The 12,979-nt window shown below is 71.3% G+C and carries 9 protein-coding genes; 6 read left to right on the forward strand and 3 right to left on the reverse strand.

The annotated features are described in order from the left end of the window. The first annotated feature begins 54 nt into the window (after positions 1-54). From BH708_RS15195 to BH708_RS15220, 5 genes are all read left to right on the forward strand, one after another. On the forward strand, positions 55-1,728 hold the full coding sequence (locus BH708_RS15195; protein ID WP_076809895.1) for an ABC-F family ATP-binding cassette domain-containing protein: 1,674 nt from the start codon (positions 55-57) through the stop codon (positions 1,726-1,728). A gap of 239 nt (positions 1,729-1,967) precedes the next feature. Next, positions 1,968-2,984 (forward strand): methionine ABC transporter ATP-binding protein, encoded by a 1,017-nt coding sequence (locus BH708_RS15205; RefSeq protein WP_076809897.1) that lies wholly within the window; start codon positions 1,968-1,970, stop codon positions 2,982-2,984. After that, positions 2,981-3,676: a methionine ABC transporter permease gene (locus BH708_RS15210; protein ID WP_076809898.1), complete on the forward strand. Its 696-nt coding sequence runs from the start codon at positions 2,981-2,983 to the stop codon at positions 3,674-3,676. The genes BH708_RS15205 and BH708_RS15210 overlap by 4 nt, the downstream gene beginning before the upstream one ends. Before the next feature lie 54 nt (positions 3,677-3,730). Then, entirely contained in the window at positions 3,731-4,576 is an 846-nt protein-coding gene (locus tag BH708_RS15215) for a MetQ/NlpA family ABC transporter substrate-binding protein (protein ID WP_076809899.1), read from the forward strand. Between the two features lie 13 nt (positions 4,577-4,589). Beyond that, on the forward strand, positions 4,590-5,378 hold the full coding sequence (locus BH708_RS15220) for an SDR family NAD(P)-dependent oxidoreductase (RefSeq protein WP_076809900.1): 789 nt from the start codon (positions 4,590-4,592) through the stop codon (positions 5,376-5,378). A gap of 21 nt (positions 5,379-5,399) precedes the next feature. On the opposite strand, the gene BH708_RS15225 is transcribed toward BH708_RS15220, so the two are convergent. The 3 genes from BH708_RS15225 to BH708_RS15235 form a co-directional block, all read right to left on the reverse strand. After that, positions 5,400-6,575 (reverse strand): endo-1,4-beta-xylanase, encoded by a 1,176-nt coding sequence (locus BH708_RS15225; protein ID WP_076809901.1) that lies wholly within the window; start codon positions 6,573-6,575, stop codon positions 5,400-5,402. Positions 6,576-6,769: 194 nt separating this feature from the next. Then, positions 6,770-8,890, reverse strand: a complete 2,121-nt coding sequence (locus BH708_RS15230; protein ID WP_076809902.1) for a S9 family peptidase — start codon at positions 8,888-8,890, stop codon at positions 6,770-6,772. Positions 8,891-8,984: 94 nt separating this feature from the next. Next, entirely contained in the window at positions 8,985-11,105 is a 2,121-nt protein-coding gene (locus tag BH708_RS15235) for a prolyl oligopeptidase family serine peptidase (RefSeq protein WP_076809903.1), read from the reverse strand. 760 nt (positions 11,106-11,865) lie between these two features. Between BH708_RS15235 and BH708_RS15240 the strand changes: the two genes are divergently transcribed. After that, on the forward strand, positions 11,866-12,891 hold the full coding sequence (locus tag BH708_RS15240) for a helix-turn-helix domain-containing protein (RefSeq protein WP_157235994.1): 1,026 nt from the start codon (positions 11,866-11,868) through the stop codon (positions 12,889-12,891). The last annotated feature ends 88 nt before the right edge of the window (positions 12,892-12,979 follow it).

The raw sequence follows: 12,979 nt of genomic DNA on the forward strand, positions 1-12,979 counted from the left end.
GAGGGCGCGGGAAATTCACCTGACGTCCTGGCCAGGACGCGATACACATGGGTCATGGCATACCTCGACCTCGCGGGCATCGACTACACGCTGGCCGACGGCAGACCCTTGCTGCGCGATGTCTCCTTCCGGGTGGGCGAGGGCGCGCGAGTCGCCCTCATCGGTGCCAACGGCGCCGGCAAGACCACCCTGCTGCGCCTCATCACCGGCGATCTGGCCCCGGATGCCGGGGCCATCACCCAGGACGGGACCCTGGGAGTCATGCGCCAGTTCCTCGCCGGCGGCACCGTGCGCGAGCTGCTGCTGTCGGTGGCTCCGCCGGCCCTGCGGCGGGCCGGGGCCGCCGTGGACCGGGCGGAGCGGGCGATGGAGCGGACCGCCTCGACCGAGTCTCAGATGGAGTACGCGAATGCCATCACCGCCTGGGGCGAGGCCGGCGGGTACGAGGCCGAGGTCCTGTGGGACGTCTGCACGGTGGCGGCCCTCGGTGCGACGTTCGAGGGCTGCCAGGACCGGCCCGTCCCGTCGCTCTCCGGCGGGGAGCAGAAGCGGCTCGCCCTGGAGGCTCTGCTGCGCGGGCCCGACGAGATGCTGCTGCTGGACGAGCCGGACAACTTCCTGGACGTGCCCGGCAAGCGCTGGCTCGAGGAGCGCCTGGTCGCCTCCGGCAAGAGCGTGCTGTACGTCAGCCACGACCGCGAGCTGCTCGCCAACACCGCGACGGCCATCGCCACCCTCGAGCTCGGCGCGGCAGGGAACACGGCGTGGACGCACCCGGGACGCTTCACGACCTACCAGGAGGCGCGAGAGAAGCGATTCGAGCGGCTCGAGGAGCTGCGTCGGCGCTGGGACGAGGAGCAGACGAAGCTGCGCGACCTGGTGCAGATGTACAAGCAGAAAGCCGCCTACAACTCCGACATGACCTCCCGCTATCGCGCCGCGCAGACCCGGCTCGCCCGTTTCGAGGAGGCCGGGCCGCCGCAGGCGATCCCGCGCGAGCAGAAGCTCGGCATGCGGCTGCGCGGTGGCCGCACGGGCAAGCGCGTGATCGTGTGCGAGGACCTCGAGCTGACGGACCTGATGCTCCCCTTCGACCTCGAGGTCCGCTTCGGCGACCGGGTCGCCGTGCTCGGGTCCAACGGCTCGGGCAAGTCCCACTTCCTGCGGCTGCTCGCCGCGGGGGGCAGCGATCCCGAGCCCGAGCACCTGCCGGTCTCCGACGTGCCGATCGAACCCGTGCAGCACACGGGCACGGCCCGGCTCGGGGCCCGGGTGCGCCCCGGCTGGTTCGCACAGACCCACGGGCGGGCCGACCTCTCGGGACGGACCCTGCTGTCGATCCTGCACCGCGGGGACGAGCACCGCGCGGGCAGGCCCCGGGAGGAAGCCGCCCGGGTGCTGGCCCGCTACGAGCTCGCCCGCGCCGCCGAGCAGACCTTCGACTCGCTCTCCGGTGGCCAGCAGGCGCGGTTCCAGATCCTCCTGCTCGAACTGGGCGGGGCGACCCTGCTGCTGCTCGACGAGCCCACCGACAACCTCGATCTCGAATCCGCCGAGGCGCTCCAGCAGGCCCTCGCCACCTTCGAGGGGACCGTCGTCTCGGTCACCCACGATCGCTGGTTCGTCCGGGACGTCGACCGGTTCCTGATCTTCGGCGGGGACGGAGAGGTCTACGAGTCCGACGTGCCCGTCTGGGAGGAGGGTCGGGTCGCACGGCAGCGGGGATAGCTGCCGTACGGCGTCGAGGGACTAGCGAGGGTCGTCGGCCATCTCGTATTCGCCCGCCTCCAGCCGAGCGATGAGGCCCTCGGCCCAGGCGACGGCCTCCTGGTGCTCGCTCTCCTCGTCCTCCGGCGACGCGCCTCGGCGTGATGCTGTGCACACCTGTTCCCGCAGGTCTGTGAGGTTTGTTGCGGCAGATGAACCCATGCTTCAGCACGGGCGCCCCGCGATGCTTGAATCCTGAGGTGATCACTCTCGATGGCCTCACGAAGGTCTTTCCCGCACCCGGCGGGGGAGACTCCGTCGTCGCGCTCGACGGGATCGACCTTCATCTCGACGCCGGCCGCGTCCACGGCATCGTCGGCCGCTCGGGCGCCGGCAAATCCACCCTCATCCGCTGCCTGACCGGGCTGGAGAAGCCCACCTCCGGACGGGTCGAGGTCGACGGCACCGATGTGGCCGCGCTCGAGGGCGGCGCCCTGCGCGCCGCCCGCCGCAACATCGGCATGGTCTTCCAGCACGCGAACCTGCTGGATTCCCGCACCGCCGCCCAGAACATCTCCCATCCGCTCGAGATCGCCGGGGTGCCCCGCGCCGAGCGGCAGCGCCGCGTCGCCGAACTGGTCGAGATCGTGGGCCTGTCCGGACGCGAGCACAACTACCCCGCCCAGCTCTCCGGCGGCCAGATCCAGCGCGTGGGCATCGCCCGCGGCCTGGCGGCCGAACCGAAGGTGCTGCTGTGCGACGAGCCCACCAGCGCGCTCGACGGCTCCACCACCCACCAGATCCTGTCGCTGATCAGCGACCTGCGCGAGCGGCTCGGGATCACCGTCGTGGTCATCACCCATGAGATGGCCGTGGTGCGCGAGGTCTGCGACACCGTGACCCTGCTGCAGGACGGCCGGGTCACCCAGACCGGGGACCTGCTGGACGTGGCCGCGGACCCGCACGGCGCGCTCTCGGCCGAGCTGATCCCGCTGCCGCCCGCCCCCACCGGCATCGACGCCCTCGTCGTCAACTGCGACTACGGCGATTCCCCGACCATCCGCACCAGCGACGACCTCGTGCGCCGGGCCGAGGCCTACGAGGCCGCCGCCACCATCGTCGCCGGGACCATCGAGACCATCAGCGGCCGCCAGGTCGGCCGCGTCCAGCTGGCCCTGCGCAACTACTCCGGCGCGCCCATCAGCCGGGAGGGCCTGGATGCCTTCCTGCGCGAGCTCGAGGGCGAAGGCGTCGTGACCAAGGAGGTGACCGCATGATGGAGTGGCTGTCGAACCCGGTGTTCACCACCTGGGACCCCAACACGAGCCTGTGGTCGAACGCGCTGATCACGCTCTACATGACCGCCGGCACCATGGTCTTCGCGACCCTGGTGGGGCTGCCGCTGGGGATCCTCCTGTTCGAGACCGAGAAGGCCCGCGGCTCGCTGGCCCGGTGGGTGAACCGCATCGTCGGGTTCGTGGTGAACGTCGGGCGCTCCTTCCCGTTCATCATCCTGATCATCGCGCTGATCCCCGTGACGCGCTTCGTGGTCGGGAGGGTGACCGGGCCGAACGCGGCGATGTTCGCCCTGACGATCTCGGCGATCCCGTTCCTGGCCCGGCTGATCGAGATCAACCTCCGCGAGATTTCCGCCGGGAAGATCGAGGCGACCCAGATGATGGGCGCCTCGCGCTGGCAGGTGATCCGTCAGGTCCTGCTGCCCGAAGCGCTCCCCGGCATCATCGGCACCCTGACCACCACCACGATCACCGTGATCGGCTACACCGCCATGGCGGGAGTCATCGGCGGCAAGGGGCTCGGGGATCTCGCCACCCGGATGGGCTATCAGAGCTACGACAACGTCGTGATGGTCGCGACCGTGGTGCTGCTGATCGTCATGGTCATCGCCGTCCAATCGCTCGGCTCGACGTTGGCGAAGGCCGTCGACCATCGCGCCCGCCAGTCCTGACCGCCAGGGCCCCGTACCCCGCCCCTCGATCCCTCTGCATCCCAGGAGATACTCATGAACGCATTCCCCCGCCGCACCCTGTTCGCCGCCGGCGCCGGCCTCGGCACCCTCGCCCTGGCCGCCTGCGGCGCCGGTGAACCCGAGGCGCCCGAGGAAGTGGACGGCGTCACCAAGCTCGACGTCGGGGCCACGCCCGCACCCCATGGGGAGATCCTCCAGTTCATCCAGGACAACCTCGCCGCCGACGCCGGTCTTGAGCTGACGATCACCACCTACACGGACTACCAGATCCCCAACCAGGCGCTGAACGACGGCGACATCGACGCCAACTACTACCAGACGCCCAACTTCCTGCAGTCCCAGGAGGAGGAGAAGGGCTACGACTTCCACGGCTTCGACGGCGTGCACATCGAGCCGATGGGCCTGTACTCCGCGACCATCACCAGCCTGGACGAGCTCGCCGACGGCGACGAGATCGCCATCGCGAGCGACCCCGCCAACCGTGGCCGCGGCCTCAGCCTGCTGGCCGACAACGACGTGATCACCCTCGCCGAAGGGGTCGAGTCCGTCGAGGCGACCACAGCGGACATCGAGGACAATCCCAAGAACCTGCAGTTCACGGAGATCGAAGCCGCGCAGATCCCCCGCACGCTCTCCGATTTCGCCGCGGGCGTCGTCAACGGCAACTACGCCCTCGAAGCAGGGCTGAAGCCCTCCGAGGAGGCCATCGTGCTCGAAGCCGGCGGCGAGGACAGCCCCTACTCGAACATGCTGGTATGCCGCGAGGCGGACAAGGACAACGCCGGCATCGTGGCCCTCGACGAGCTGCTGCACAGCGACGAGGTCAAGGCGTTCATCGAGGAGACCTACACCGACGGATCCGTCCTGCCCGCCTTCTGAGTACCCTGGGTCCATGTCGCGCCCGAAGGATCCCGCCCGCCCGCTCGCGGGACGCCGTGCCCTGATCACCGGGGCCAGCCGCGGGATCGGGGCCGACATCGCCCGGGCGTACGCCGCGGCCGGGGCCGACCTGGTGCTGACCGCCCGCGATGCCACCGCGCTCGAGGAGACCGCCGACCAGCTCGGCGCGGAGCACCCCGTGCGCGTCGCCGTGCTGACGGCGGATCTCGCCGATCCCCTGGTGCCCGAGACCCTCTGGCAGGAGGCCTCGGAGGCGCTCGACGGCCCCGACGGGCTGGACGTGCTGGTCAACAACGCCGGTCTCTCGCATCCGGAGACGGTCGACCAGCTCGAGGCCGCACACTTCGACGAGACCCTCCAGGTGAACCTGCGGGCCCCGGCGCTGCTCGCCGCCCGCGCCGGCACGGCCATGGCGCGTGCCGGCGGCGGCGCCGTCGTCACCATCGCCTCCGCCGCGGCGTTGCGTCCCCTCGCGGAGCACTACTCCTACTCCGTCGCCAAGGCCGGCCTGGTGATGGCCACCCGCACCCTCGCCCTCGAGCTCGGGGACCGCGGCGTGCGGGCCAACTCGATCTGCCCCACCATCGTGCTCACGGACATGGGCCAGCAGGTCTGGGGCGATCACCCCGACAAGGCCGCGCCGATGCTGGCCCGGATCCCGCAGGACCGCTTCGCCCGGCCGAGCGAGGTCTCCGACGTCGCCGTCTGGCTCGCCTCCGATGCCGCCTCCATGGTCAACGGCGCGGAGATCCCGGTCGACGGCGGGTACCTGGTCAGCTGAGCATCTGCGGGGTCGCGGACGTCAATCCCGCAGCGCCGGATGCCCTGCCCGCCTGCTGGCCCGCGCGAGCGCGTCCTGGACCGCGAAGTAGGCCGGCTTGCGGGTGTAGTCCGCCCACATGACGGTCGCTGCACCCTGGCCCTCGAAGGTCGCCGGCACCCACGAGTAGGTGTCCACGAAACCCCAGAGCGTCAGGGACGTGCACCCGTCGGCCGCCAGCGCCCCCTCGGTCATGCGCCGGTAGTACTCGGCCTGCTCGTCCAGCTGCTCCTGGGTGGGTTCGGCGCCGTCGGGGAGGTCCATACGCACGTCGAGCTCGGTGATCGCGGTTTCCAGCCCCAGGTCGGCGAAGCGCTCCAGGTTCTCGACCAGCCCACCGGGGAAGCCGTAGCGGATCGACAGGTGTCCCTGGGTCGAGAAGCCGTGCACCGGAACGCCGTCGGCCAGCAGATCCTGGACCAGGGCGTGGTAGGCGTCGGACTTCGCATTGACGCCTTCGACGTTGTAGTCGTTGACGTACAGCCTCGCCTGCGGATCGGCCGCGTGGGCCCAGCGGAAGGCGTCGGCGATGATGCCGGGCCCCAGCTCGCGGATCCAGATGTTCTCGCTCTCCCGCAGGGCGCCGTCCTCGGTGAAGATCTCGTTGACCACGTCCCACTGCTGGATGTGGCCCGCATAGCGGCCGACGACGGTGTCGATGTGGTCCTTGAGGATCGTGCGCAGCTCCTCCGGGCCGAACCCGCCCTCCTCGAGCCAGGCGGGGTTCTGGCTGTGCCACAGCAGGGTGTGGCCGCGCACCACCTGCCCGTGCCGGCGGGCGAACTCCATGATCGAGTCCGCGGCGGCGAAGGCGTAGGTGTCGCGGTCGGGGCGCAGGTAGCTCCACTTCATCTGGTTCTCCGCCGACAGCGAGGTGAACTCCCGACCGAGCAGCTCGCGATAGGTCTCGTCCTCCGTGAACGGCGGGGGATAGGGCTGGCTGGTGTGGTGCCCGCCGCCCGCCACGGCCGAACCGATCTCGATCTCGCGGCCGGCCGCCCACGCCAGGACGTCCTTCGTCGCGAGGCCCGGAGGGGTCCGCTCCCCGTTCCCGGGCGGGCCTGCGTTCCCGGGCGGGGCCGCCGAGGCGGCGCCCCCGGCGGCGAGGGAGGTGGCGGCGGTGACTGCTCCGACGGTGAGGATCTGGCGGCGCTTCATGACGTCTCCTTCGACTTCACGAACGAAATATTTCGTTCCGTTTCGATGTGCGATGAGCGTATGGCGCGCATCGCAGCACCGTCAAGGAGGGCACAGCAAGAAGGGCGCAGCACCGTCCAAGGACGGTGTCGCCCCCGCATCATCGCGGCGGAGACAGAAAACTTTCGGTCGAGAGCGGGTATCGTCCCCGGATCTCAGATCCGCTCGACCGCCCCGATCTGGTCCAGGAGCCAGGCGAGCTCGTCGGCCCGCTGCTCCCACGCGTGATAGCGCCCGGAGCGCCCGCCGTGGCCCGCGGCCATCTCGCAGCGGAAGAGGATCGGCCGCTGCTCCTGGTCGCTGGTCACGGTCTCGCGCAGGCGGGCGACCCACTTGGTCGGCTCGACGAAGAACACGCGGGTGTCGTGCAGCGAGGTGGCGGCGAAGATCGCCGGGTACTCCACGGCCCGCACGTTCTCGTAGGGGGTGTACTCCTTCATGTACTCGTACACCTCCGGATCGTGCAGCGGGTCGCCCCACTCCTCCCACTCGCCGACGGTCAGCGGCAGGGAGGGATCGAGGATCGTGGTCAGCGTGTCGACGAAGGGGACCCCGGCGATGATCGCCCGGAAGCGCTCCGGCGCCAGGTTCGCGACGGCGCCCATCAGCAGGCCGCCCGCGCTGCGGCCCTCCGCAGCCAGCCGGTCCGGGGCCACCAGGTGCGAGTCCGTCAGGTGCTTCGCGGCGGCCACGAAGTCCGTGAAGGAGTTCTTCTTCTCGAGCAGCTTCCCGTGCTCGTACCAGGCCCGGCCCATCTCGCCTCCGCCGCGCACGTGCGCGATCGCGATCACCACCCCGCGGTCCAGCAGAGACAGGCGCGTGGGCCCGAACGCGGGATCGATCGACATCTCGTAGGAGCCGTAGCCGTACAGGTAGCCCGGGGCCGTGCCGTCGGCCGCGACCTCTCGCCGCGCCACCACGGACAACGGGATCGCGGTGCCGTCCTCGGCCGTGGCCCACTCGCGTCGCTCGACGTACAGCTCGGGGTCGAAGCCCGGCACCGGGGTGACGCGCAAGATGGTGGTCCCGCCGCCGACCACGTCGCGCTCGGCGATGGTGGGCGGGGTGAGCAGACTGGTCAGCTGGTAGCGCACGGTGGTGCGCTCCCAGCCGGGATTCGCATCCAGCTCCACGGTGTCCAGCGCCCCGCCGTGGTCGAGGTCGGCGGCCTGTTCCAGCAGCAGCGACCCGTCGGCCGCGCGAGGGATGATCCGCACGCTCGCCAGCCCGGCGCTGCGCAGTTCGAGCGCTACGAAGGAGGCGAAGGCCTCGACGGCGAGAAGCCGTTCGCCCTCGCCGGCGACCAGCAGGTCCGTCCAGGCCGACGGGTCCTCGATGCTCGCCCCGGCCAGGGCGAAGCCCTCCGCGGAGGCGTTGTGGACGATCAGTAGACGGTCCCCGGCGTGCTCCAGGGTGTAGTCCACGCCGTCGCGGCGGCCACCGGCCGGAACCGGGGCCGACGTCGGATCGGCCAGATCCAGCATCCAGGCCTCGGTGGTCGAGGTGGAGCCGGCCTGGATCACCAGCGTGGAGCCGTCCCTGGACCGGTCGAAGCCGACCATGAAGCGCTCGTCGGGCTCCTCGAGGACCAGCTCGTCGGCCGCGGCGGGGGCACCGATGCGGTGGCGCCAGATCTGGTGCTGGCGCCAGGCGTCGTCGACCCGCGCGTAGAACAACCACTGCTGATCGGTGGAGAAGGCGAGCCCGTAGCCGGCCCCGGTCACGGACTCGTCCACGACCTCCCCGGAGGCCAGGTCCTTGATCCGGATCGTGAAGCGCTCGTCGCCCGCCGTGTCCACCGCATAGGCCAGCAGGTCGTGCTCGGGGGACGGGGCCAGCCCGCCCAGGGAGTAGAACTCGGATCCGGCGGCCTCCGCCTGCGCGTCCAGCAGCACCTCCTCGCCCTCGAGCAGCTCGCCGGGGACCACCTCGGGCATGCTGCCGGTATCGCGGGCGGCGCGCACGCGGGTGAAGGCGGGGTAGTCGTTCCCGGCGGTGGTGCGGGTGATGTACCACCAGTCGTCGCGGCGCACGGGGACGCTGAGATCGGTCTCCTGGGTGTGGCCGATGAACTCCGCGACCAGCGTCCCGCGGAGGTCCGCGAGGTGGGCGGTGCGGGCGTCGGCATAGGCGTTCTCCGCCTCCAGGTGCATGACGACCTCAGGATCCTTCCCGTCCCGCAACCACTCGTAGGGGTCGACGACGGTGTCGCCATGGAAGGTCCGCTCGCTCGGACGGCGCGGCGGGACGGGGGCGGCGGTGATCTGCTCGGTCATGATCCGAGCGTAGCTGCGCGCACGAGGCCGCGCGGATGGCCCACGGGCGGCGACGGCGTCGACGGCGTCGTCGAGGTCGCCACCCGTGGCCCGGTCAGGCCCGGATGCCGGGCACGTCGAGCTGGTCCAGCAGCCACGCCAGCGATTCGGCGTGCACCGCGACGGCCGCATCGTGCACGGCCGGCAGGCACCGCAGCAGGACGGGGCGCTGCGCGGGATCCGACGTGGTCCGGGAGCGCAGCTGGGCGACCCAGACGGCCGCCTCGGAGGGCGGGACGCCCGTCCCCTCGAGAGCGGTCCAGGCGAAGACGGCGGGGAACTCGGTCTCCGGGACGTTCTCGGAGGGGCTGTACCGGCGCAGGTGGCGGTAGACCGCCTCGTCCTCGACCGGATCGCCCCACTCCATCCATTCCTCGAGCGTGAGCATCACCTCCGGATCCAGGAGGGTGGTCAGCGGGTCCACCAGAGGAGCCCCGGCGACGATCGCGCGGAAGGCGGTGGGTGCCCGGTTGGCGCTCGCGGCGACCAGCAGGCCGCCGGCGCCCATGCCGACGGCGCCGAGCCGTCCCTCGGCCACCCAGCCGGAGGCGGTCAGGTGCTCGGCGCAGGAGACGAAGTCGTCGAAGGAGGCGTCCTTGGCGAGCTGCCGGCCGGCGCGGTGCCAGCCGTCGCCCATCTCGCCGCCGCCGCGCACGTGCGCGATCGCGACCACGAGTCCGCGATCCGCCAGGGCGAGGGCGCCCGGGCTCAGAGCCGGGTCGAGGCAGGTCCCGAAGGCTCCGTCCCCGTACAGCAGGCCGGGGGCCGGTCCGGCGGCGAGCACGTCCCGTCGTGCGAGAACGGAGATCGGCACCGCGGTCCCGTCGGCTGCGGTGGCCCAGAGCCTTCGTTCGAGGTAATGGGCCGCGTCGAACCCGGGGACGGGGACCTGGTGCAGCACGGTGACCTCGCCGGTGGCCACGTCGGCCTCGGCGAGAGTGGTCGGCGTCAGCAGAGAGTCCACCCGGTAGCGGACCGTGCTCTGGCCCCAGGAGGGATTGGCGTCCAGACGCACCGCGTCGAGCTGCCCGCCGTGGCCGAGGGCTCGCACGGAGAGGGCGTCGAAGCTGCCGTCGGCCCGTCGCCGGATGATCCGCACCCCGGGCAGACCATCGGCGCGGACCTGGAGGGCGGCGAAACCCGCGAAGGCCTCGACGGATCCGAACTCCTCCCCGTCACCGGCGGTGAGCAGGGTCTGTGCGGCGGGGGAGCCGTCACGTCCCGGCAGGGAGGTCTCGGCGAGCACATCGCGGCCGCTGTCGTCCTGGTCGATCACGAGGAGCCGGTCGCCGGCGTGTTCGAGGGCCGGGCGTCCGCCGTCGCGGCGGCCCGTGATGCTGCTCAGGGGGCCGGTGGGGTCGGCCAGGTCCAGCAGCCACGTCTCGGTGGTCTCGATGGACTGCGAGCGGACCAGCAGGCTCGAGCCGTCCCGGGACCGAGCGATCCGGAGCTCGCCCCACGGGTCCGGCTCCTCCAGCAGCACCTCGTCCGCGTCCGCGGCGGTGCCGATCCGGTGGCGGCGGACCTGGTGGCTGCGGCCGAGATCGTCGAGCCGGGTGTACAGCAGCCACTGCCCGTCATGGGAGAAGGCGAGGTCCGCTCCGGCGTCACGGACGGCCCGATCGATGACCTCGCCGCTGAACAGGTCCGTGATGCTGACGGCGCAGCCGCCCGTGGAGATCTCGGCCCGGGCCAGGAGGTCCTGCTCGGTGCTGAGCGCGAAGCCGGGCACACGGCGGCGACCGGCGATCAGGAGCTCCTCGTGCTCGCCCGGCTCACCCGTGGGGAGGATCGGGACGCCGCCGGAGCCGATCCGGACGTCCTGGTCGGCGATCCGGGACAGCGCGAGGTCCGTGCCGTGCTCGTCCTGGCGCGGCCGGTCGATGTACCACCAGGAGCCGGAGCGCACGGGCACCCCGAGTTCCTCGGTGGGGCGCGGGGCCGCGAGCTCCTGGGTGAGCGCCGAGACCAGAGGAGCCAGGTGGGCGGTGCGGGCGTCGGTGTAGGCGTTCTCCGCCACGAGATGTTCGGCGACGTCCGGGGAGCGACGGTCACGCAACCAGCTGTGCTCGGTGACGACGGTGTCGCCGTGCACGGTGCGGGTCTGCGGATCCTGGGCGGGGCGCGGGGCACGATGCTGTGACGCGTCGATGCTCGCGAGGGCTTCTTGAGTCATGGTTCCGGCTTTCGCGTCGATGACGGGACGACGCCGCGCGGGGCGCGAGGAGGTCGAGGGCCGTCAGGGGCAGGGCAGTGAAGAGCTGTGCTGCGGGTGCGGGAGGATTCCCGTGCCGGGCGACATCGTCGTCGCCGGTGACGAGTGGGGGTCACGACGTGCGTGAGGATGCGGAGCGGGCCGAGGGGGCCGATGGTCTCTCAGGCGCCCTTGCCGGGAGGTGCGGTGGGATCCGGGCCCGGCGGAGCGTGGATCCCACCGCTGTGACGACCCCACCCGTTCACGGGCGGGTGCAGGGTGGTCATCGGCGCGCGTGGTGGCCGGCGCGGGTGGCTCCTGCGGTCGGAGCAGAGCATCGCGACACCTCCGTATGTCGATTCGATCGTCCGACATGTCCGGTATGGTGTGGCCAGTCGGGGACCATCCCTCGTGGTTCCGTGTTCGACGGTTCGGGCCGTCCGAGCAGTCGAGGGGGCGTCATGCGAGGGGCGAGGGGAACGGGCTGCGGTGCTTCGCTGTGTCGCCATGCGGATCGGTCCTCCCTGTCCTGCGTGACCTCCCCGGTGACGAGGAGGTGCGGGCGACGCTCCGATCCGAGGGAGTCGCGAGCGTCCGATGATTGTCGGGGACGCTACCCTGGCCTTTTTACAGGTATGTCGAAAATACTGAACGCTTCGGCGGGTACGGCGGCTCGGAGGCACCGGAGGTCCCGGATGAGCTGGCGTGATGCAGTGCACAAGGTCGTGCAGAGGGTGGGGAGGTGAGGGAGACGGACGACGGTGAGCCCTTCGCGCGCACGCTGCGGTCCTCGATCCGGCGCAGCGGCCTGTCCCTGACGCAGATCTCCCAACGCCTGCGGGCCCGCAGTCGTCCGGTGAGCGTGGCGACCCTCAGCAACTGGCAGTCGGGACGCAGCCTTCCCGGTCGCGGACCCTCGCTCGGTGTGGTCGCCGCCCTGGAGGACCTCCTGGGGCGGCCGCCGGACTCGCTCGTGGACCTCGTCGGAGCGCCCCGCCTGCAGGGCAGGGGGGTCCCGGACACCCGATTCATCGGGCGCCGGTCGAGCAAGGACGTCTTCCGCGACGCGCTGCTCGAGCTGGGTTTCGAATCTCCCGAGCGGTATGCCCACGAGCGGGTCTTCCAGCAGCACGCGATCATCGACTCGGGCCGCGATGTCCAGCAGTTCACCTCGCGGGTCACCGTCAGGGCGCTGGAGTCGGGCACTTGTCGGCTCCCGGCGGTCCACGTCCTGGAGCCCTCGGAGCCGAACGTCGCCCCGCAGTACATCCCCCTCGAAGGGTGCACGGTGGGACGGGAGGTGTTCTGGCCGGACCGTCGTACCTACGGCGTCGAGCTGACGCTCGATGGCCATCTGAACGCCGGCCAGGTGGCGACCTTCGCCTACCGGGTCGACATGCACGCGGCGGCGACCGACGTGACCGGGACCTTCTACTCCCTGGCTCGACGAGCGCACGACGTGCTGCTCGAGGCCGAGTTCCGCGGCCCCCGCCGGCCGCTGCGCTGCGAACGGTATCGACGCAGCGACACGGCCGAATCGGTCACCCCGGTGCGGATGGACCGCCGTGACCGGATCCAGTTGGCGGAGTCCCGCTTCGGGCCGGGTTCCTTCGGGCTGCGCTGGGTCTGGGGCGAGGCCGACGAGGTCGATGACGTCGATGCCGACCCGGATGACCTGGACGACCTGGATGACCTGGACGAGCTCGACGATCTGGACGTTCTCGACGACCTCGGCGACGCCCCCGGGGGCGACGTGGGCCGACGATGAGGACGGCGACCGGCCCGGGGCGGGGGACCGGGGGGCCGGGTTCGGGCCGGCCTGGATCAGGCGGGATCGGGCGGGATCGGGATGCCCG

This window comes from Brachybacterium sp. P6-10-X1 (assembly GCF_001969445.1).
Lineage (GTDB): Bacteria > Actinomycetota > Actinomycetes > Actinomycetales > Dermabacteraceae > Brachybacterium.

Coding starts and splice junctions, on each gene's coding strand:
- BH708_RS15195 (WP_076809895.1), top strand. CDS start 55: ATGGCATACCTCGACCTCGCGGGCATCGACTACACGCTGGCCGACGGC.
- BH708_RS15210 (WP_076809898.1), top strand. CDS start 2,981: ATGATGGAGTGGCTGTCGAACCCGGTGTTCACCACCTGGGACCCCAAC.
- BH708_RS15215 (WP_076809899.1), top strand. CDS start 3,731: ATGAACGCATTCCCCCGCCGCACCCTGTTCGCCGCCGGCGCCGGCCTC.
- BH708_RS15220 (WP_076809900.1), top strand. CDS start 4,590: ATGTCGCGCCCGAAGGATCCCGCCCGCCCGCTCGCGGGACGCCGTGCC.
- BH708_RS15225 (WP_076809901.1), bottom strand. CDS start 6,575: ATGAAGCGCCGCCAGATCCTCACCGTCGGAGCAGTCACCGCCGCCACC.
- BH708_RS15230 (WP_076809902.1), bottom strand. CDS start 8,890: ATGACCGAGCAGATCACCGCCGCCCCCGTCCCGCCGCGCCGTCCGAGC.
- BH708_RS15235 (WP_076809903.1), bottom strand. CDS start 11,105: ATGACTCAAGAAGCCCTCGCGAGCATCGACGCGTCACAGCATCGTGCC.